This window comes from Stenotrophomonas sp. GD04145 (assembly GCF_029835135.1).
GTDB lineage: Bacteria > Pseudomonadota > Gammaproteobacteria > Xanthomonadales > Xanthomonadaceae > Stenotrophomonas > Stenotrophomonas maltophilia_P.
Map to the genome: position 1 here is coordinate 149,702 of NZ_JAODZG010000002.1, position 20,758 is coordinate 170,459.

Genomic DNA, 20,758 nt, shown 5'->3' on the forward strand with positions numbered 1-20,758 from the left:
GACCTGCGGACGCACCACCGCTGGTCGCGCCATCCGCGACCACGGTGGCCGCAGGCCGGGATGCGGTTGCAGACGGTCCAGTGACGGACGAAGGGGAGTGCGATGACACTGCTGGGACTATTGGCCATCGGTGTGTGCCTGCGGATCGCGATCAGCGATCTGTATGCCCGCCGGGTGCCCAATGCCTGGCTGCTGGTGGCGTGCGCACTCGCAATACCTCTGCTCGTCGCCGGGCAGTTTGGTGAGCCACGACTGCCATGGCCGGCGCACCTGCTCGGTGCCGTTGCCGGCTTGCTCGCGCTCCTGCCCTTCTACGCACTGCGCTGGATGGGCGCTGGCGACGTGAAGTTCTTTGCCGTGCTCGGCCTGCTGCTGGGATGGCATGCCTTGCTGCCGATATGGGTAGTGGCCAGCCTTGCCGCCGGCGCCCACGCAGTGGCGATCCTGCTCGGGCGCCAGCTGGGCATGCACCTGCCGATGCGCGTGCAGCTGCAGGTATCGCGCGCCAGCGAGCAATGGCAGACACACCCCGCATTGCGCGGAATGGAGGCTGCCCGCCAGGGGCGCCGCGGCATTCCCTATGCGGCCTACCTCGCATTGGCGGCGATCGGCTGGCTGCTGGCCACGACCTACGGAGGTCTCGCATGAACACCCTCGGTCCGCGGCGCCAGCGTGGCGTGGTTGCCGTCGAATACGCGCTGATGATGATTCTCGGCCTGGTGCCGCTGCTGCTGTTCACTTTTTCCGGCGTGCTGATCATGGCTGCCCAGCAGACGCTTGCAACAGCCGCTGCCGAAGGCGCGCGCGCATCGCTGCGCTTCGGAACCGCCAACGAACGGCGCACGGCCGCGTGCGTCGCGGCACGCCAGTCGATGCAATGGCTGCTGCAGTTCTCCAGGCAGAACCCCGACTGCAGCGCCGGCGGCACCGGTCCGATCCAGGTCTCGGCGCAGGCGCCCTGCGCGGGCATGGCAACCGCGCAGTGCATGACGGTCACCGTCCGCTACGACTATGCCGCCCACCCCTTCTTCCCCGGCACCGCCACGCTTTACGGCTGGGTGATGCGGGCCCCCATCCGCAGCGTCGCGGTCGCCCAGCTCGACCTCGGCTCCGGCAACTGACGGTACAGGAGACGGTTCCATGCTCAAGTTGACCCGCATCGCCGCCATCGCTCTGATCGCACTCGCGGTGCTGCTGGCGCTGATCGCATTCGTGATCGGCCGCAGGCCCGCTCCTTCGACGGAAAGCGCGGCTCCGGTCGTTCACGCCGACGCACAGGCCATTACGGTGGTCGAGGCCATCGCCCGGCTGCCGGCCGGTGAACCGATCACTGCCAATGGCGTGCGCCTGGCCCGTCGAAGCGCAGCCGTGCCGGGTGCCGCCGCCGACCTGGCCGCGGTGGTCGGCAAGGTACCGGTGCAGGACATCGCCGAAGGCAGCATCATCAGCGACGCGGTGCTGGCCCAGGGCTTCTCGCTGCAGCTGCGGCCCGGCGAGCGTGCATTGGCGGTGCCGGTGGATGAACTGGTCGGTGCCGGCAACCGTATCCTGCCGGGCGATTTCGTCGATGTGTTCCTCAACCTGCGCAGCGAACCTGCCAGCTACAACGCGGCACCCGACGCCGCACAGACCCGCCTGCTGCTGTCGCGCCTGCGCGTGCTCAGTTATGGCCAGCAGGACATCGCCCCGAACACGAGCGGCACGAGTACCAGCACCGATACCAGCAACCGTGCAGACCCGCGCGCGGCAGATATCACCAGCAACGCCAGCAGCAGTGGCGGCAGTAGCCGTGACGCAGCCCAGCCGGCCCGCAGCGCCGTGCTGGCGGTGCCGGTGGCCGACGCCAACCGGCTGCTGCTGGGCGCGCAGCAGGGCAAGCTCTACCTCGCGCTGCGCAATCCCGCCGACGCCGGCCAGCCCGACCTGGCCCTGTTCCCGCAGGCGCGAGGCGTGATCGATCCGCTGCGTGGCCTGGACGCGGAACAGCAGCTGGCGTTGCAGCGCCCCGAGAACCACGCCTTCGCCGGCATCGATGGCGATGCCCTGGCCGGCCGCAGCAGCGCACGCGCACGCATGGTGAACGACGCCCCCGCACAGCCCCCCGCCGCCCGCCGCAGCGCACCGCGCGCATCCGGAATCGAGATCATCCGCGGCGATGGTTCTGCGCCCCGCGGCTCCCTTTGACCTGCACCGAGAGCTTCCATGACCGAACGTCGCCAGAGTCCACGCCCCTCCTCCCGCCAGCGCTGGCTCGCTCTGCTGCTGGTGCTGCTGGCGCCTGCGACCAGCGTGGCTGCTGACGACCTGGTGCTGCAGGCCCGCGAACAGCGGCCCTGGACACTGCCCGCGGACCTGGAACGGGTGGCCATCGCCGATCCGGGCGTCGCCGATATCGTGATGCTGCGTGGCCAGCGCCAGGCGCTGCTGGTCGGCAAGGCCCCCGGCACCACCACCCTGCTGCTGTGGCACCGCAAGCAGTCGGAGCCACAGCGCGTGCAGGTCCGCGTGCAGAGCGCGGTGCAGGGGGCGGCCGATGCGGGTTCCAGCGGCCTGGTGTTCACCCAGCAGGACCAGCAGGGCCTGCTGCAGGGAAGCACCGACAGCGCGCTCTCGCACATGCAGGAACAGAAGGCGGCCGCGATGGCGTTGGGCAAGGATGGCCAGCTGGCCGATGCCTCCACCATCGCCAGCGGCGGTGTGGTCCAGGTCGAGGTGAAGGTGGTCGAGTTCAACAAGACCGCGCTGAAACAGGTCGGCATCAGCTTCCAGAACCGCAACGGCGGTTTTGCCTATGGCTTCGCTCGTCCGGGCGGCATCCTGCCGGGCAATACCGGCGTGCTGCCCGGCATGCAGGAGGGCAATTCCAGCAACGAATCGGAATCGCCCATCTCGTCGGCCTTCCGCCTGGTGTTCGGCTCGACGAAGGGCCTGTGGAATGCGGACCTCGATCTGCTGCAGTCCAATGGCATGGCCCGGGTGCTGGCCGAGCCGACCCTGGTCGCGCTGTCCGGCCAGAGCGCCAGCTTCCTCGCCGGTGGTGAACTGCCGATCCTCGAACCCCAGGGCCTGGGGACCACCACCATCACCTACAAGCCGTTCGGCATCGGCCTGACCGTCACCCCGACCGTGCTCGCGCCCAACCGCATCGCCCTGAAGGTGGCGCCGGAAGCCAGCGACCTCGACTACACCAACGCCATTTCCCTCAACGGTGTGCAGATTCCGTCGATCAGCACCCGCCGTGCCGATACCACGGTGGAACTGGGCGATGGCGAGAGCTTCGTGATCGGCGGTCTCGTCAGCTCGACGGTCGCCTCCACGGTGAACAAGATCCCGCTGCTGGGCGACCTGCCGATCATCGGCTCGTTCTTCCGCGATTTCGACTACAAGCGCCAGGACAAGGAACTGGTGATCATCGTCACGCCACGGCTGGTGCAGCCCCTCGCCCGCAATGCCGAGCTGGCACTGCCAGGCGAGCGCGAGGCCCGGCCCAACCTGCCTGAGTGGGGTTCCTGGCTGCTGGGTCCGGTCAGCCAGGACCCGGTGCCCGGTTTCTCACGTTGAATCCATGATGCCTGCGATACCACGCCCATGCCCTACGCCACTGCCCAGCCGCTGCATCCGCAAGGACCGCCGATGAACCTGGTCCTGTACGGGATGGATCGCGAACTGCTGCCGCGGCTGGCGGCCAAGCTGCCGCCTGCCACCACCCTGCACTGGCAGGACAGCGGTGAGCCGACATCCGCGCAGGACCTGCAACGCGGTCCGCAGAATCTGGTACTGCTCGACTTCCGCCCCGAGCACGCCGCCGCCTCGACCGTGCTGGCGCAGCAGCTGCAGCAGACCCAGCCGGACCTTGCGCTGGTCGCCGTTGGCGCCACCAGTGCCGGGCAGGTCGAAGGCGTGGTGATGGCGCTGCGCGCCGGCCTGCGCGATGTGCTCGACCTGGACAGCGACAACACCGGCATCGAGGCCGCGCTGCGCCGCGCGCTCTCGCCCCGGCCCGCCGCTGCCGCACACCAGCCGCACAAGGCGCGGTTGATCCTGCTGCTGGGCGTACGTGCCGGGGTCGGCACCAGCACACTGGCCGCGCATCTGGCCGTGCTTGCACAACAGACCCATGCATTGGCGCAGGGCGAGGCCAGCACCCAGGACGGTCTGCTGCTGGAACTGGCGCAGCCGGCAGGCGACCTGGCGCTCTACCTCAATCTGGACAGCCGCTTCCACTACGAAGACGCACTGCGCAATGCCAGCCGCATCGACGCCACCCTGGCGCGCACTGCGATGGCGCGCCATGACAGCGGACTGGTCCTGCTCGACCGCGCCAGCGGCAGCGATGCGCTGCCACCGTCCGATCCGGGAGCCCTGCTGCAGCGCCTGCGCGGCGTGTTCGCCAGCGTGCTCTGCGACGCCGGCGGCTGCCCGCTGCGTCAACTGCCACCGCTGCTGCTGGACCAGGCCGACGAGATCTGGCTGGTCGCGGACGCTTCGATTGCCACTCTGGTCTCGCTTGACCATGCGCTCAAGCATCTGTCCGGCCAGCGCGAACGGGAGAAGCGCCTGCAACTGGTGATCAACCGCCATGACGACAGCAGCGGCATGAGCCCGGAGCAGATCGCCCGACGGTTCGAGCTTCCACTGCTGGCCACGCTCCCCGAACGACCACGCGTACGTGCCTCCGCCAGCCACGGCCACCTGCTGCTGCAGGACGCGCCGCGTGATCCGTACCTGCGTGCCCTCGCCCCGCTCGTCCAACGCCTGGATCCGGCTGCATGCCCGGTCCAGACGCACGGCCTGCGGGAAAGACTTGCCCTTGCCCTGGGTGGATCGCAATGGAAGACAAAGTAACCCCGTTTCCGCACGCCGTCGCCCGCCACACCGTTCCTGACCACGTTGCGGGCAATCTGCCGTTCGCAGAGACCGAGCAGTACCAGAAGGTGCTGTCCGCGGCGCATGAGCACCTGCTCAACAGCATCGAGGACGAACGCATCGATATCGATTCCTGGGCACCGGACACGATCGCGCGCTGGGTGCAGGTGCAGACCGTGGGTTTCATCCAGGAGTGGCGCATCCCGATCAATGAAGAGGAGATGCAGGTGGTGGCCGAGGGCCTGGTCAAGGAGCTGACCGGCTTCGGCCCGCTGGACGACCTGCTGCATGATCCCACCATCGAAGACATCCTGATCAATGGCTTCAAGGATGTGCACGTCTCGCAGGGCGGACAGCTCAAGCGCGCAACCCAGCGCTTCACCGACGACACCCATCTGCTGCGCATCCTGCGCCGCATCCTCGCACCACTTGGCAGGCGCCTGGATGACTCCAACCCGATGGTGGATGCGCGCCTGCCCAACGGCGGCCGCCTCAATGCGATCATCTCGCCGCTGGCGGTGGACGGCCCGATGGTCTCCATCCGCAAGTTCCGCAAGGACCCGTTCACGCCCGATGAACTGCTGGCCAAGGGCACCTTCGATGCGCCGATGCAGGCGCTGCTGAAGGCGATGGTGCTGGGTCGCTGCAACATCCTCGTCTCCGGTGGCACCAGCTCGGGCAAGACCTCGCTGCTGAACGCCCTGGCCAGCTACGTGCCACCCACCGAGCGCGTGATCACCGTCGAGGACACCGCCGAGCTCTCGCTCAACCATCCGCACGTGGTGCGCCTGGAGAGCCGCATCGGTGGTGCGGAGGGACAGGGCGCCGTCAGCATCCGTGACCTGGTGCGCAACAGCCTGCGCATGCGCCCCGACCGCATCGTGGTCGGCGAGGTGCGCGGCGCGGAAGTGCTGGAGATGCTGCAGGCGATGAACACCGGCCACGACGGCTCGATGGCCACCATCCATGCCAACTCGCCGCGCGACTGTCTCTATCGCATCGAGATGCTGGCCGGCTTCGCCGGGTTCCAGGGCAGCGAAGACAGCCTGCGCCGGCAGATCGCCAGCGCGATCGATTTCATCGTGCAGATCTCGCGCCTCGGCAGTGGCCGGCGCGTGCTGGTATCGATCACCGAGATCACCGGCGTCAGCGACAACCTGATCACCACCCAGGAGATGTTCCGCCACGAAGTGCAGATCGACGGCAGTGGCAAGGAGACCGACCGCTGGATCGGGCTGGGCTTCCAGCCGCACTCGCACAAGCTCGAGCCGTTCCGCCAACTGCTGCGCGAATCCCTCTACGGAGACTACTGAACATGGGGACCGGCCTGCTGCTGGGCGTATTGAGCATCGTGTCGGTGCTGCTGGCGCTGGCGGTATGGCTGTGGGGCACCGCCAACAGCCGCGAACAGCGGCAGGCATCCCTGCAGCATGCCGAACAGCAGCTGGCACGCGGCAGCGCGGGCCCGGGCGGCAACGCGGCTGCGGCCAACGATGGATCGCGGCCGCTGCCGGCAGCAGCTGGCCGACGCGCGCTGCCCTGGAATGGCCTGCTGCAACGCGCGGGCCTCGCCACCGGCTGGAAGGTGCCGCTGATGCTGCTCGTGCCCGGCCTGGCCCTCTCGCTGGTCGCGATGCTGCGGCTCGGAACGGCATGGATGCTGCCGCTGACGCTGCTGCTGTACCTGCTGGGCTGCTGGTTGTGGATCATGCGCCGCACCGCCAAGCTCCAGGCCAAGCTGCTGCACCAGCTGCCGGACTTCCTCGACAACCTGGTCCGCCTGACCGCGCTCGGCAACAGCCTGCAGTCGGCCTTCCAGGTCGCGTCGCAGCAGGCGACGCCGCCGCTGCGTGAGCTGCTGGACACCACGGTGCGATACGCGCGGGGAGGCATGGACCTGGACCGCGCACTGAACCTCGCCGCGCAGCCCTATCGGATGGAGGTGCTGAAGGTGCTGGCCGTGGTGATGGGCGTCAGCGTCCGCATCGGCGGCCGCGCCGATCAGATCCTGCAGCGCATGGGCGATTTCATGCGCGACCTGGAGCAGGCCCAGCAGGAGCTGTCAGCCACCACCTCCGAGACCCGCATGTCGGCCTGGGTGCTGGGACTGCTTCCGCCCGCCAGCGCCGTACTGATGGCGATCTCCAGCCCCGAGTTCTTCCAGCCCGTCCTGCACGATCCGCTCGGTCACAAGATCCTGCTGATCGCCCTGGGCCTGGAACTGCTCGGTGGTTTCCTGCTGTATCGCCTGGCCAAGTCGCTATGAGCATCTGCAGCGGAGGTTCCCGATGAGCGCAACTGCCTGGTTCGCACTTGCCCTGCTGGTCCTGGCCGCCGGCGTCGCCCTGCTCGGTGTGGGCGGCTGGGTCCGCAGCCATCGCGAGGACCGCAGTGCGGCAACGCTGAAGACCGCATTGCAGCCACGTGATCCGATCGCCGACGAGGACGCGGCCCGCAGGGATTCACTGGGCTGGCTGGAGCGCTTCGGCCGGACGCTCAGCGGCGGGCGCCTGGAAGCCGCACTGCTGGCAGGCGAGGATCGCCTGCTGCTTGATCTGGCCGGCTGGAACACCCGTCGCGGCACGGCGATCTATCTGGGCCTGCGCCTTCTGCTGGCAGTACTGGTGCTGGCGCTGACCCTGGCCGTGAGCGATGCCACCGGCCTGGCCCGGATCATGGTGATCGTCGGCGCGCTCGCCGCCGGCCTGCTGCTGCCCAAGTTCGTGCTGGCCGCGTGGGTCAAACGGCGGCGACGCGCCGTCAACAACGAGTTGCCGCTGCTGATCGACCTGCTGCGCCTGCTGCAGGGGGTTGGCTTCAGCATGGATCAGAGCCTGCAGACCCTGGGCGACAAGCTGCGCGACGCACTGCCGGTGCTCGGTGGCGAGATCCAGGAGGCGAACGTCGCCTACACCCATGGACGCACTCGCGCCCAGTCGCTGCGCCGGCTCAGCGATGTCTACGGCGATGACGACCTGTCCAGCCTGGTGCAGTTGATCCTGCAGGTGCACGCCCACGGCGGCGCGGTGCAGGAGCCGCTGCGCCAGTTCAGCATCCGGCTGCGCGAACAGCGCCGCAATGCTCTGAAAGAGAAGGTCGGCAAGCTCTCGGTGAAGATGACCGTGGTGATGATGCTGACCCTGCTGCCTGCACTGATGCTGGTGCTGGCCGGGCCTGCGCTGGTCGCGCTGGCCAAAACCCTGTCGAACATGGGATGACCGTCATGCCTGCTCTGCGCCACGCCTGTCTGTTGTTTGCTCTTGCCACTGCCGTCGCGGGATGCGCCTCGTCCACCCCGAAGTACCTGCGCGCGCCCACTCTGGCCGAGCCCGGGCCCGCGCCGCAGGACAGCCGCAATGCCTACCTTGAGCTGATCGAGCGCATGCAGCTGCAAGGGGCATGGTACGCCTCGCTGGCGCATGTGGATGCATTCCGCCAGCGCTACGGCGATCCTCCGGCGCTGCGCCTGCTGCAGGCCAATGCACTGCGCGAGACCGGCCAGACCGACGCCGCGGCCGCGCTGTACCGCGAACTCAGCAGCGGGCCGCAGGCCGCCGCCGCGGCACATGGCCTGGGCCTGATCGCCGCGCATCGCGATGACGAGGCCGGCAGCGAACTGTCGCTGGCCCGCGCCACCCAGCTGCAGCCGTTGAATACCGATTATCTGGGTGACCTGGGGTATGCGCGTCTGCGTGCCGGCCGCTTCGATCAGGCCCGCGAGCCGCTGGCCAAAGCACTGGAACTGTCACCGGGCAACGCCAAGGCGACCGCCAACCTGGCGCTGTGGGCGGTCCTGCGCGGCGACAACGCTACGGCCGAACGTCTGGCTGCCCAGGCCAACCTCAACGAAGACACCCGGCGCAGCATCCAGCAGCAGGCCCAGCAGATCCGCAGCCGGCTGCAGCAGCGCCAGGCCCAGGCAGCGGCGGCCAGCAGCACGGCACGGATCGCCACTGTGCCATCCCGCGCCCCCGCCCCGGCCGGCAGCCGGCTGGCGGCCGAAACACGCCGTGACGCCCGCGATCGCGATCCCTCCCGCCTGCCGCCGTCGATGCTGGAGCGCTTCGGCACGTCCGACCACCCGACCGAGAACACGCCATGACCGCGATGACCCTGATCCGACGCCTGCTGCCTGCGGTCACCTGCTGCCTGCTTGCCACGGGAGCCCACGCACAGTCGCCACAGGCGCCGCTGACCGGCCAGATGCTGGGAGGCAGCCCGGCCGCCGGCCCGGCCGTCGCCCCACAGCAGGTCGAAGCACTGGCAACCGTCGACCTCGCGGCGCCTGCGCCGCCCCCGGCGATGCCAACCGCGCCTCCTGCCCCGGTGGCCGCTGCACCGGCTGCGCCACGGCGCAACGAGGTCGGTGATGCCACGCGCCAGCTGTTCCAGCTGCAGGCGTCCGGGCAACAGGCGGGCGCGCGGCTGCCGATCCTCGGTGACCAGGCCACCGCCAGCTACGCGCGCTACCTGAAGAGTTTCGAGCAGGACATCCCCGCCTTCTTCGACACGGATGTCGGCAGTTCCAAGAGCACCTCCAACTCCGGACGCTGAGGCATGCCATGAACCGCTCTCGCCAGCCCCGTTTCCACCGCCCGCGCGGCGGCATGTCCGTCACCATGATGCTGGTGATGCTGGCACTGGTGGCCATGCTGGGTCTGATCGAGGTCGGTTTCCTGTTCTGGGCCAAGCGCGATGCGCAGAAGGTCGTGGACCTGGCGGCGCTGGCAGGTGCACAGCGACTTGAGCTGTGTACATCGAGCAACGGCGACAACAGCGCCGCGCGGCAGAGCGCACTCACGCAGAACCAGTTCCCGGGCACGGTGCAGGTCCGCTGCGGCAACTGGAGCGCCGCACGCGGAGGCAACCGGTTCAGTGAGACGGTCGACGCCAGCAATCCACGCAACGCGGTCCGGGTGGTTGCGACCCGCAGCGTGCTGCCGTTCTTCGGCCAGAACGAGAGCCTGCCGACCATCACCGTGCAGGCCGTGGCACGCCGCTCGGAACCGACGGCGGTGTTCGCGGTGGGTTCGCAGCTGCTGCGCACGAACGGCAACTCGCCCTTGATGGGCACCCTGCGCCTGGTGGGGCTGGACGTCACCAACGCCACGGTGCTGTCGTACGACGGACTGGCGCAGGCCAACATCACACCGTCAGGCCTGCTCAATGCGCTCGGCATTCCGGTCACCGCCAATCTCAGCGTGGCCGACTTCAATCGCCTGCTGTCGTTGAACCAGGTTTCACTGGCACGGCTGGTGGACGCCACCGCCACGGTGGTCGGCCGCAGCACCACCGCAGGCGTGCAGCTGCGTGCGCTGTCGGACCTGGTGGCCACCCGCCTTGACATCAATCGGGTCAATATCGCGCTGGGCAGCCAGAACGGCGGCGGCGGACTGTTCGCCGAGGTGATCTCTCCCGACGGCACGGTGGGCAGTGCGCTGCAGTCGCAGATCAACGTGCTCGACCTGGTCAATGCAGCCATCTCCATCGCCAATGATGGCAATGGCGTAGCGGTGCCGAACCTCAACCTGCTCGGCATGGACATCAAGGCCGGCGTTGTCGAGCCGCCGTCGATCGCCATCGGCGGTGTCGGCGCACGCGCCTACAACGCACAGGTCCGGCTGATGGTCGACGTCGACAGCGACCGCCTGTTCGGGGTGGGGCCACTGCTCAACCTGCTGGGCACGCGCCTGCACCTGCCATTGCATGTGGACGTGGCCAACGCGATGGGAACACTGACCAGCATCCAATGCAGCGCGGCACCGCCCACCGCCACCATCCAGGTGGACTCCTCGGTACTGCGCGCGTGCGTCGGCAAGGTCAATGCCGCCGACCGTTTCTCCAAGAGCAATGTCTGCGACGCCACCTTGCAGAACGAACAACTGCTGACACTGCTGGGACGGCCGCTGATCAACGACAAGATCACCCTGCCGGCGCTGACCGGCACGCAGAGCCTGACCCTGGCCGCCGGCCAGACCGGCACCACCCGGATCAATCCCCTGGCCGTCGGTGACGCGGTCTCGCACCTGGTCAACGAGCTGCTGCGTGTCCTGTCGGGCATGCTGAGCTCGCCGGCACAGGGCATGAATGCCAACGACACGGCCAAGGCACTGGCCGACCGCTACCTGCAGGCAGCGTTCCCCTCGGGCGGCCGCTACAACGTCGACCAGCTCATTCCCCTGCTGCGCGACGGCGACCCGTCGCGCAACCTGGCACCGCTGGGCAACTGGACGGTCAAGAAGGGCGTGCCCAAACCCTGCCTGATCGGGCTGGGCACCTGCTGGGAAGATGGCTCGGTCTGGGCAGGCTACCGCGCCACCGTGACGGGACAGGGCCTGGGTCTGCTCGACGGGCTGCTCGGCTCACTGATCGGCGGGCTGCTCATCAACCGCTGCGACAGCCTGCTGGGCAACCTGATCGACTACAACGGCTGCGTCCGCACCAATCTGGCCTCGTACATCCAGACCGCCCCGGACGGCTTCCTCGACGCGGCGGCCGGCGGCGGTGTCACCGCGCCCGGCAACAACGTGTCCTGCAGCGGTGTGCTGTGCACCGTGCTGAACCCGGTGCTGGCCGCGCTCAAGCCGGTGCTCAACACCGTCGGCTCCCTGCTGAGCACGACCCTGGCCAGCCTGCTGGGGCTGGAGCTGGGCCGCACCGATGTCAACGTCCAGTCCATCCAGTGCAATGGCGCACAGCTTGTGTTCTGAGCCGGGCCGGCGCCCTTGGCGCCGCCGCCGCGCATGCTAGACTCCCGGGCGGGGAACACTTCCATCTCAACCCACACTCATCCGTGGATGGTCCAGACATGCGAGAAACTTCAGGGGGCACCGTCTTCGCCCGCCACGCGCGCGGCGCGGCACTGCTGGCCGTGGCCATGCTGCTGGCGGCACCGTCCGCACTGGCGGCGCGCAGCAGCCGCGAAGCCGCAGCCGAACCGGTACGCAGCAGCGCACCCGTGGTACGCAACACGGTGGACGAGCTCAAGCAGTTGATGGACGCACGCCAGCTGACCGAACTGCGTACCACGTACAACGGCAACTACGGCGCCAGCCTGCTTTTCAATGCCAGTACCCTGACCTACTACGTCGCCCTGTTCCAGGAAAAGAACTTCTGGCGCGTCATCAAGACCGATGCCGTCGACAACGCCGAGCGGGTCTATCGCACGTTCGTGCAGCAGACCGAACAGCTCGCGCAGGTCTACATCGATACCACCCGCCTGGAAGCCGGCAAGCGCTATACCGAGCGCCTGGTGGCCTACAACGAAGAGCGCCTGCGTACCCTGCAGCAGGAAATGGAGCAGCAGCAGGCGCAGTCGGCCCAGGTCAGCGCGTCACTGCAGCAGGCCCAGCAGCAGGCCGTCAGCCTGAGCACCGATGTGCAGAGCACCAACAGCCAGCTGGACGCCCTGCAGCGCCGCATCCAGATCCTGCAGGCCGAACAGGGCAACCCCGAATTGAGCCTGCCGAAGCCGGACAGCACACCCGCGCCGGCAGCGGCCAGCGACGTTCGCTGAATCCCCCGACAGAACCCGACAGCGGCGCCGAACGGCGCCGTTGTCGTTTTTGGCCTGATTGCGACCCGATTCAGCGGCAGGCCTCGAACACGGCATCGTCCCACTGCCGGCGCTGGACGAAATCCGCCCGGCGCGTTCTGGCCAGCGCCTCCGTGCGCATCCTGCGCGCCCGTGCACAGGCCGCAGCATCCGCACTGATCGGAATCAACGCCCCCTGTGCACGGCCCGATCGCCGCGTCGGCCTGCGTCCACCGTTACCCGTGGGGGTCGCCTCGGCGGTGAGCGGCGCACTGCCGCGCGGCAGCGACTGCTCGGCGGGCACTTCCCAGCGCCACTCCGCCTGCCCCTGGCAAGGCGTCTGCTGGTACAGCGCACGCCCGCCGTCCGTGCACTTGTAGACCTGGGTCTGCGCCGCTGCGGATGTCGTCAGCAGCATGGCCAGCAGCCCCCATCCCGGCAGAGTCCTCATCTTCACCCCCTCCCACGACCAGCACTCATGGTCGGTACGACGAGCGCCGCGCGCCAGAGCGATCCGCGTCACATCCGTGCTCATCCAGCACAGCCGTGCAAGCCACTGCATCGCCTCTGCGCTGTACTGCCACAGGCGACGGCCACCTTCGCCGCCGCCGTCCTTCCCTTCCGCCAAGGAAACCGCAATGAGCAACTACATCACTGTCAACGACGGCGCCCGCATCTTCTACAAGGACTGGGGCACCGGGCAACCGGTCGTTTTCGCGCACGGCTGGCCACTGTCCTCAGACGCCTGGGACCCGCAGATGCTGTTCATGGGCCAGAACGGCTTCCGCGTGATCGCCCACGACCGGCGCAGCCACGGTCGTTCCAGCCAAACCTGGGACGGCAACGACATGGACACCTACGCCGACGACCTGGCCGCGGTGATCGACGCATTGGACCTGAAGGACGCCATCCTGGTCGGCCACTCCACCGGTGGTGGCGAGGTGGCCCACTACATCGGCCGCCATGGCAGCGCGCGCGTGGCGAAGGTGGTGCTGGTCGGTGCGGTACCGCCACTGATGCTGAAGACCGCGGGCAACCCGGCCGGAACGCCACTGGAGGTCTTCGACGGCATCCGCAAGGGCACCGGCGGTGATCGTTCGCAGTTCTTCCAGGACCTGGCCACGCCCTTCTTCGGCGCCAACCGTGACGGCAGCACGGTCACCCAGGGCATGCGCGATTCGTTCTGGCTGCAGGGCATGCTGGGCGGTGTGAAGGGCCAGTACGACTGCATCCATGAATTCTCGGAAGTCGACTACACCGCAGATCTGCAGAAGATCGACGTGCCGGCATGGGTCGTGCACGGTGACGACGACCAGATCGTCCCCTTCGATGCGTCGGCCAAGCTGTCCTCGCAGATCATCAAGGACGCCGAACTGACGGTCTACCCCGGCGCGCCGCACGGCCTGACCGTCACCCATGCCGATCGCTTCAACGCCGACCTGCTGGCGTTCGCCCGCAAATGATGTCCCGCGGCGGCGCCCCACTGCGCCGCCGCTCCTGCGGGGTCGCGACGGGTATTGCCCGGCGAACGTATCCAGCATCCGCCGGGCATGGCCCGGCGCTACCTGTCAGATATCGCTGTGGTGATGAGGCACGGCGGCAGGCAGCGGATCGTGACCACCCACAAAGTGACGTACCACCGGCGCGCGTTCACCACGGTGCAGAGCACGCAGCACTTCCTGGATCGCCTTGTCGTCGGCCGTGATGCGTTCGTGCTGGCGCAGGTGCTCCAGCCAGGACGGGGTCACGAAATACTCCAGATGGATGCCCGGGCTGGCCACATCTTCGACCACGCCCCACACCACCGCACCGTCGCGGCGCCGGACCGTGCCCAGCGCGCGCATCTGCGCCTGGAACGCTGCACGGTCGGCGGCATCGATCCGGTACTCGATCGTCACCAGCACCGGCCCGCGATCGTTGGAGACCGGCACCGACAGTTCCGGCGCCGGCCAATGACCCGCAGGGCGCAGGTTGAGATCTTCGGTGCCAGCGATTCGCACCCTCCACACCAGCAGCCCGCCGATGACCGCGCCTGCTGCCGCAACCAGCAGCGCCAGTTCCGGCGATGTTCGCTGCGCCAGCGCGCCCCAGCATAGGCCGCCGGCGGCCATGCCTGCCGAGAACACCATGATGTACAGCGCCAGCGCTCGTGCCCTCACCCACGCCGGAACCGCCGTCTGTGCGGCGATCTGCAACGAGGACAGCACCGTGATCCAGGCAAAACCGTTCACCAGCATCACCACCGGCAGCAGGTACCAGCTGCGGGTCAGCGCCAGTCCAACCAAGCTCAGTGCCAGCGCCAGCGTCGCCAGCAACACCAGCAGATCGCGGTCCAGCTGTGCGCGCAATCTAGGCAGCAGCAGCGCCCCGGCAACCGCGCCGATGCCGATGCAGCCCAGCAGCATGCCGTACTGCCCTGCACCGCCATGCATCTGCCCTCGCACCACCACCGGCAACAATGCGTTCATCGCCGCAGCGAAGAAGAAAAAGCCGACCGATTTGATCAGCACCGCCTGCAGACGCCCGGCGCGGCTGGCATAGCGCAGTCCGGCCTTCAGTCCGGCACCGAAGCCTTCCGGCGGCAGGCTCGATGCCTTCGGGTCACGCTTCCAGCCCCAGACCACGAACAGCATCGCACCGAAGGTGATGGCATTGAAGCCAAAGGCCCACACGGCTCCCAGCTGGGCGACGATCAGGCCACCGACAGCAGGCCCGATCGAACGGGCGATGTTGATGCCGATCGAATTCAGCGCCACTGCCGACGGCAGCATCGGCTGTGGAACCAGCTCGGAGACGATCGCTGCCTGCGCCGGCATCGCCATCGCCGCGCCACATCCCATGCAGAACGTGAGCAGCACCAGCAGCTGCGGCGTCAGCATGCCGAGCGAGGTCAGCACCGCCATCAAGGCCGCCACTGCCAGCATCCATCCCTGGGTGGCCAGCAGGTACGTGCGGCGATCGACGATGTCGGCCAGGGTTCCTGCGGCCAGTGCCAGCAGCACGATCGGTACGGTTGTGGCTGACTGCACCAGGGCCACCATCAACGGTGATCCTGTGCGTTCGGCCATCACCCAGGCCGCGGCCACGTCATTGACCCACGTACCGATGTTGCTGGCCAGGATCGCCAGCCAGATCGAGCGGAACATGCGGATCTTCAGCGGGGACCAGGCACCTGCGGCCGGTGCGGGAGGTTGCGATGTGCGTGCATTCACCATTGCCATGCTCCAACGATCGAGGCGAACAACGTGTCCTGGCCACCGGCCTGCGTCAGCGCAGGACCGGCATCGACCCAGGCCAGCTGCAGCTGCCACTGCCAGTGTGCACTGGCCTGCCAGCGGGTTTCGGATTTGTATTGGCGGCCGATCCTGCGCGCGCCGCCTGCGCTGCCGGGCAACGCCACCAGCGGTGCGGGCGTGGTGTACACCGCATCGGCGCGGCGGTGCTTCCAGGCCATCTGCATGCCCAGTTCAGTGGTGACGGATTCGTGCAACCGCAGTGTGAGGGTTGGCTGCACATCCATCAGGTTCGCCGGCGCCAGCAGGCTGGCTTCGCTGAAGTAGGCCGATTTCGGGAACAGGGCATTGAAGGTGCCCAGCCGGGCGTCGTTCGGGCGGCCATCACCACTGGCGATGTCGGCCTTCAGTCCCAGCCGTGGCTGCAAGGGCAGTTGCGGCCAACGCCAACCGGTATCGGTGGCCAGCGTCCACGCGCGGATATCAAGCTGCTCGCTGGTGGTCCGCAGCTCACCGCCCTGCACGACCAGCTCGCTGTTCCAGTCCAACGATCCGGCCTGGCCGAACCAGCGCGCCCCGAGAGTCTGCCGGCGCTCGATGCCGGCGCCTGCCGCGAAGCGGGCGTCCTCCCGGCGATAGTCCAGCAGATAGAGGTCCCACTGGCCCGGACCCTGGCCTGGCGCCGTGGTTGCATAGGCACCCCACAGATGCGCACCGCGTTCGCCACGGTCATCGAACGCACCCGGCCGGTTCTCCACCGGACGCAGTGCCATCAGTTCCAGCACGCCCAGTCCGCCCTGCCATCCGACCCTGGCACCATCGAAGGCCAGGCGGATGTTCGGCCCGTCGCGCACCGACAGCAGGCGCGAGCTGCCATGGCCCGCCTCCTGCCGCCCGAGCTGCACATGCAGGCCGCCGCGCTGCCAGCGCCAGTACGCCTGCTGCACGTCCAGCGCACCCCGATCGGTCCTGCCAGGTCCACCGGCCCTCCCACGCTCGCCGTGCACGCCCAGCTGCAGCATCGCCTTCCAGTCGCGTTCTCCGTAGGTGGCCGACGCCAATGCGCGAAGCAGGCCGTAGCCATCCTCGCCGCCGCCGATACCGAAGCGGGTCGGGTCGTAGTACATGCCGCGCAGACGCATCGAGGCATCCCACTGCAACGTGCCATCAGCGGCATCGCTGCAGTAGCCCCCCTCGCAGGCGAGCGCAAGGGACGGCGCGGCCAGCAGGGCGAGGCTCAGAATGCGAAGCACGAGCATCCCATCGCACCCCAGAATGCGGTCAGATCATTGCTGGGTGCTGCGTGGCGCGCGGCATGGTCGTGTGCACCGTGGGTCCTGCAGGCCGCACCATGGTGATGGTGATGCGCCATCGCCAGGCCGGTGGCCGCGCCGCCCACGTGATACCCCCCGAACCGGTTGACCGGCGACCAGTCCGGCATCGCCGGCGGCAGCTGCGGCGCCAGTCCGGCATAGTCTTCGCCGGCATGCACGATGCGGCCACCGACGACGGTAAGCACGCTGGTGATGTCGGCGATGCGGGCATCTTCGACGCGGAAGAAATCGGCCGAGAGCAGGATGAAATCGGCCAACTGGCCTTCCCTCAAGGTGCCCTTCACCGCTTCATCGCCGGAGAACCATGCGCTGCCCTGCGTCCACAGGCGCAAGGCCTGCTCGCGCTCCAGCAGGTTCTCCTCCCCATACAGCGCCAGGCCGCCGACGGTGCGCCCGGTGACCAGCCACGACAGCGCGACCCAGGGGTTGTAGCTGGCCACGCGGGTGGCGTCGGTGCCCGCGCCGACCGGCACGCCTTCGGCCAGCATGCGCTTCACCGGCGGCGTGTGCCGTGCCGCCTGCACGCCATAGCGTTCGACGAACGCTTCGCCCTGGTAGGCCATGCGGTGCTGTACCGCAATGCCTCCACCCAGTGCCCGGATCCGCTCGATGTTGCGCGGGGTGATGGTCTCGGCGTGATCGATGAACCAGTGCAGTCCATCGAACGGTACTTCGCGGTTGACCTGCTCATAGACATCGAGGATGCGGCCGATGCTCTCGTCATAGGTCGCGTGGATGCGGAACGGCCAGCGCTTCTGCACCAGCAGCTTCACCACATCATGCAGCTCCGGCTCCAGTTCCGGCGGCAGCTCGGGGCGTGGTTCGCTGAACAGCTCGAAGTCCGCTGCCGAGAACACCAGCATCTCGCCGGCGCCGTTGTGGCGCAGCAGATCATCGCCCTGGCGGGGCTGCAGGATCTCACTCCAGCCACGGAAGTCATCCACTTCCTTGCCTTTGTTCTGCGTGAACAGGTTGTAGGCGATACGCACGGTCAGCTGGTCGTCGCGGTGCAGCTGCTCGATGACCTGGTAGTCCTCGGGATAGTTCTGGAAGCCTCCCCCGGCATCGATCACCGAGGTGATGCCGAGCCGGTTCAACTCGCGCATGAAGTGACGGGTGGAGTTGGCCTGGTATTCGACCGGCAGGCGTGGCCCCTTGGCCAGCGTCGCATACAGAATCAACGCATTGGGCTTGGCCAGCAGCAGGCCGGTGGGGTTGCCCAGCGAATCGCGCACGATCTGGCCACCGGGCGGGTCCGGCGTTTCGCGGGTGTAGCCGCATGCACGCAGCGCCGCCCCGTTCAGCAGCGCGCGGTCATACAGGTGCAGCAGGAACACCGGCGTATCCGGTGCGATCTGGTTGAGCTCCTGCAGGGTCGGCAGGCGCTTCTCGTGGAACTGGGCGGCGGTGAAGCCCCCCACCACGCGCACCCATTGCGGCGCCGGGGTGCGATCGACCTGTGCCTTGAGCATGGCCATTGCATCGGCCAGCGAACGCAGCCCGTCCCAGCGCAGCTCCAGGTTGTAGTTCAGGCCACCACGGATGAGGTGGGTGTGACTGTCGTTGAGGCCGGGCACCAGTCGCCTGCCCTGCGCGTCGATGAGCGTGGCTTCGGCTCCCCAACCACGCATGATCTCTTCATCGCTGCCTACGGCGATGATGCGCCCTTCCTGTACGGCCAGCGCCTGTGCATGCGGACGGTGTGGATCGAGCGTGGTGATGCGGGCGTTGCGGATGACCAGTGTGTGCATGCGGCGCTCCTTGGGGGCGGAATCGAGGGCGGCGCCGGCCTGTCCGGCAAGGCCCAGCGCCACGGCAGCGCCGGTGCCCAGTACGACGCTGCGGCGGCCGGGATCGAGTGGCTCATGGTTCATGCGATGTCTCCGGGAAATACGGGGCTGTCCAGCGCCCAGGCTCCCGGCCCGGCCAGCGCGATGGCCAGCAGGACGAGGGTCCACATCAGGGGGTACTCGGCGCCTGCGCGCATCCAGAACCAGCCCTTGGGCACGGCCAGCAGCACAGTGAAGCCGATGAACGCCGCTGCGGCCAGCGCAGCGATGCGTGTCTGCCAGCCCAGCAGTACGGCCATTCCGGACAGCACCTGCAGCCCGGCCAGCAGCAATGGCAGAGGCGCCGCCGACGGCAGGCCGAAGCCACGCAGTTCGGCCGCGAAGCCGCCCAGGCCAGGGCCACCGAACCAGCCGAACAGCTTGCCCAGCGCGTGGGGCAGCAGGAAGCCGCCCGCCGCCACGCGCAGGATCAGCAGCGCCAGGTCGAGCCCCGGGTCCATGGTCAGTGCCCGCCTTCCTGGGCGCCGAACATGGTCTTGGCGTACTGGATGCCGATGCCATAACCGCCCGCGTGATCACGGGCGATGCCGGTGGTCAGGCCATAGGTCTCGCCGCGCGCCCAGTCGCGCTGCAGCTCCAGCAGGTACTGCACGCTGGTCATCGGCACCGCACCGGCCTGCACCATGCGAGCGACCGCGCGCTCGTGTGCTTCCACGCTGACATCGCCGCAGGCGTCGGTGATCACGTACACCTCGAAACCCTGCTCCAGCGCTGACAGCGCAGGCCCCACGATGCACACGCTGGTCCACAGCCCGGCCATCACCAGGCGACGCCTGCCGATGCGATTGATCTCATCGATCACCGGCTGGTCTTCCCAGGTGTTCATGGAGGTGCGATCGAACACCTTCTGCCCGGGGAAGATCACCGGCAGCTCCGGAAACATCGGGCCGGAGAACGAGGTCTCCGCGACCGTGGTCAGCACCACGGGCACATTGAAACCCTGCGCGCCCTTGCTGATCAGCGCGACGTTGTTGCGCAGCGCCGAGATGTCGATCGTGTGGGTTGCAAATGCCATCTGCGACTGGAAATCGATCAGGACCAGTGCGTGATCGGTGGGCGATAGCAGGCCTTTGGCAGGAATTGCGGTAGCGAGGCTCATGGATGGACTCCGTTGCGAACAAGGGCAGGGGGAAGGGACAGGGCTGCATCTCCAGCCAGGTACTGGCCGGGGCTGCAGCCGGTCTCCGCGCGGAAGCTGCGGACGAAATGGCTCTGGTCGAAGAAGCCCAGCTGCTGCGCCAGGCAGGACATCGGCAGTTGCACGACGGGCAGTAGCTGACGGGCACGCTCGATACGGCGGCGGCGCACGTAGCGCAGTGGGCTCGCGCCGGTTCCGGTGCGGAACAGCCGCACCAGATGGAAGCGGCTCACGCAGGCCGCGTCAGCCAGCTCGGTGACCCGCATCGGCTGTGACAGGTGTTCATCGATGTAATGCAGCGCACGCTGCAGAGCGGCAGCCTGCCGGGGCGGCAGCGCCGCGACGGTCGGAACAGGGCGGGATACGGTAGCCATGGAGGGGTGCCACGACGGGGTGCCCCATGGTGCGGGGCGCCGGCACGATGCCCTACCCCCGACGGACGAGGGCAGCACCTACCCGAATGGGGGAGACCGTCGCTCCAGCACACGTCGTCCGAACAGCCGCGCGTCCAGCGAATAGGCACCCGGCCCAAGTGCCAGCAGGGCCAACGGCAGCAACGCCAGGGCCCACGGCACGGACTGCCAGAACAGGCACGGCACGGCCAGCAGCGCCGACAGCGGCGTCAGCACCCCCAGCAGCAGCGACAGGGCGACCAGCAGGCAGGCAGCCGTCAGCCAGCCCGCGTCGGACGGGCGCACGCACAGCGCTGCGACCATGCACAGCCGCAGCCACAACAGGCCGGCGCCGGGACCGCGGTCAGGAAACATCACGAACAGGCGCTGCATGGAGAGTCTCTGTGGTCC

21 protein-coding genes are annotated in these 20,758 nt (G+C 68.2%); 13 read left to right on the top strand and 8 right to left on the bottom strand.

Features of this window, described 5'->3' with window-relative positions:
* Nucleotides 1-102 precede the first annotated feature (102 nt).
* The 12 genes from N7367_RS01770 to N7367_RS01825 all read left to right on the top strand — a co-directional run bounded on the left by N7367_RS01770 (nucleotide 103) and on the right by N7367_RS01825 (nucleotide 12,382).
* Nucleotides 103-648, top strand: a complete 546-nt coding sequence (locus N7367_RS01770) for a prepilin peptidase (RefSeq protein ID WP_279941599.1) — start codon at nucleotides 103-105, stop codon at nucleotides 646-648.
* Nucleotides 645-1,121 carry a TadE/TadG family type IV pilus assembly protein gene (locus N7367_RS01775; protein ID WP_111185924.1) on the top strand — a complete coding sequence of 159 codons (477 nt, stop codon included), beginning with the start codon at nucleotides 645-647 and terminating at the stop codon, nucleotides 1,119-1,121. Before N7367_RS01770 ends, N7367_RS01775 begins: the two co-directional genes overlap by 4 nt.
* 19 nt (nucleotides 1,122-1,140) lie before the next feature.
* Nucleotides 1,141-2,184 carry a Flp pilus assembly protein CpaB gene (gene cpaB / locus N7367_RS01780; RefSeq protein ID WP_279941600.1) on the top strand — a complete coding sequence of 348 codons (1,044 nt, stop codon included), beginning with the start codon at nucleotides 1,141-1,143 and terminating at the stop codon, nucleotides 2,182-2,184.
* Between the two features lie 18 nt (nucleotides 2,185-2,202).
* Nucleotides 2,203-3,561, top strand: coding sequence for a type II and III secretion system protein family protein (locus tag N7367_RS01785; protein ID WP_111185926.1), 1,359 nt, complete (start codon nucleotides 2,203-2,205; stop codon nucleotides 3,559-3,561).
* 27 nt (nucleotides 3,562-3,588) lie between these two features.
* On the top strand, nucleotides 3,589-4,845 hold the full coding sequence (locus tag N7367_RS01790) for a fimbrial protein (RefSeq protein ID WP_065175248.1): 1,257 nt from the start codon (nucleotides 3,589-3,591) through the stop codon (nucleotides 4,843-4,845).
* Nucleotides 4,830-6,179 (top strand): CpaF family protein, encoded by a 1,350-nt coding sequence (locus tag N7367_RS01795; RefSeq protein WP_065182946.1) that lies wholly within the window; start codon nucleotides 4,830-4,832, stop codon nucleotides 6,177-6,179. The genes N7367_RS01790 and N7367_RS01795 overlap by 16 nt, the downstream gene beginning before the upstream one ends.
* Before the next feature lie 2 nt (nucleotides 6,180-6,181).
* On the top strand, nucleotides 6,182-7,132 hold the full coding sequence (locus N7367_RS01800) for a type II secretion system F family protein (RefSeq protein WP_279941602.1): 951 nt from the start codon (nucleotides 6,182-6,184) through the stop codon (nucleotides 7,130-7,132).
* A 22-nt stretch (nucleotides 7,133-7,154) separates the two neighbouring features.
* Nucleotides 7,155-8,084, top strand: a complete 930-nt coding sequence (locus N7367_RS01805) for a type II secretion system F family protein (RefSeq protein ID WP_065182948.1) — start codon at nucleotides 7,155-7,157, stop codon at nucleotides 8,082-8,084.
* Between the two features lie 5 nt (nucleotides 8,085-8,089).
* Nucleotides 8,090-8,968: a Flp pilus assembly protein TadD gene (locus tag N7367_RS01810; RefSeq protein ID WP_279941603.1), complete on the top strand. Its 879-nt coding sequence runs from the start codon at nucleotides 8,090-8,092 to the stop codon at nucleotides 8,966-8,968.
* Nucleotides 8,965-9,420 (top strand): DUF3613 domain-containing protein, encoded by a 456-nt coding sequence (locus tag N7367_RS01815; RefSeq protein ID WP_279941605.1) that lies wholly within the window; start codon nucleotides 8,965-8,967, stop codon nucleotides 9,418-9,420. The genes N7367_RS01810 and N7367_RS01815 overlap by 4 nt, the downstream gene beginning before the upstream one ends.
* An 8-nt stretch (nucleotides 9,421-9,428) precedes the next feature.
* Nucleotides 9,429-11,576 carry a TadG family pilus assembly protein gene (locus N7367_RS01820; RefSeq protein ID WP_279941606.1) on the top strand — a complete coding sequence of 716 codons (2,148 nt, stop codon included), beginning with the start codon at nucleotides 9,429-9,431 and terminating at the stop codon, nucleotides 11,574-11,576.
* Between the two features lie 98 nt (nucleotides 11,577-11,674).
* A complete protein-coding gene (locus N7367_RS01825; protein ID WP_065175254.1) occupies nucleotides 11,675-12,382 on the top strand; it encodes a DUF2968 domain-containing protein in 708 nt (235 codons plus the stop codon).
* Between the two features lie 70 nt (nucleotides 12,383-12,452).
* On the opposite strand, the gene N7367_RS01830 is transcribed toward N7367_RS01825, so the two are convergent.
* Nucleotides 12,453-12,851 carry a DUF4124 domain-containing protein gene (locus N7367_RS01830; protein WP_263174589.1) on the bottom strand — a complete coding sequence of 133 codons (399 nt, stop codon included), beginning with the start codon at nucleotides 12,849-12,851 and terminating at the stop codon, nucleotides 12,453-12,455.
* Nucleotides 12,852-13,038: 187 nt separating this feature from the next.
* Between N7367_RS01830 and N7367_RS01835 the strand changes: the two genes are divergently transcribed.
* Nucleotides 13,039-13,863, top strand: coding sequence for an alpha/beta hydrolase (locus N7367_RS01835; protein WP_279941607.1), 825 nt, complete (start codon nucleotides 13,039-13,041; stop codon nucleotides 13,861-13,863).
* Between the two features lie 105 nt (nucleotides 13,864-13,968).
* On the opposite strand, the gene N7367_RS01840 is transcribed toward N7367_RS01835, so the two are convergent.
* The 7 genes from N7367_RS01840 to N7367_RS01870 form a co-directional block, all read right to left on the bottom strand.
* Complete coding sequence (locus N7367_RS01840) at nucleotides 13,969-15,615, bottom strand: MFS transporter (RefSeq protein WP_279941638.1); 1,647 nt, start codon at nucleotides 15,613-15,615, stop codon at nucleotides 13,969-13,971.
* Nucleotides 15,609-16,892, bottom strand: a complete 1,284-nt coding sequence (locus tag N7367_RS01845) for an alginate export family protein (protein WP_128989503.1) — start codon at nucleotides 16,890-16,892, stop codon at nucleotides 15,609-15,611. The genes N7367_RS01840 and N7367_RS01845 overlap by 7 nt, the downstream gene beginning before the upstream one ends.
* Nucleotides 16,871-18,718 carry an amidohydrolase gene (locus N7367_RS01850; protein ID WP_180875334.1) on the bottom strand — a complete coding sequence of 616 codons (1,848 nt, stop codon included), beginning with the start codon at nucleotides 18,716-18,718 and terminating at the stop codon, nucleotides 16,871-16,873. The genes N7367_RS01845 and N7367_RS01850 overlap by 22 nt, the downstream gene beginning before the upstream one ends.
* Nucleotides 18,719-18,837: 119 nt before the next feature.
* Nucleotides 18,838-19,257: a DoxX family protein gene (locus N7367_RS01855; RefSeq protein ID WP_065175259.1), complete on the bottom strand. Its 420-nt coding sequence runs from the start codon at nucleotides 19,255-19,257 to the stop codon at nucleotides 18,838-18,840.
* 2 nt (nucleotides 19,258-19,259) lie between these two features.
* A complete protein-coding gene (locus tag N7367_RS01860; RefSeq protein ID WP_279941609.1) occupies nucleotides 19,260-19,916 on the bottom strand; it encodes a hydrolase in 657 nt (218 codons plus the stop codon).
* Nucleotides 19,913-20,329, bottom strand: coding sequence for an AraC family transcriptional regulator (locus N7367_RS01865; RefSeq protein WP_065175261.1), 417 nt, complete (start codon nucleotides 20,327-20,329; stop codon nucleotides 19,913-19,915). The genes N7367_RS01860 and N7367_RS01865 overlap by 4 nt, the downstream gene beginning before the upstream one ends.
* Nucleotides 20,330-20,407: 78 nt before the next feature.
* Nucleotides 20,408-20,740: a hypothetical protein gene (locus N7367_RS01870; RefSeq protein WP_279941610.1), complete on the bottom strand. Its 333-nt coding sequence runs from the start codon at nucleotides 20,738-20,740 to the stop codon at nucleotides 20,408-20,410.
* Between the last annotated feature and the right edge of the window lie 18 nt (nucleotides 20,741-20,758).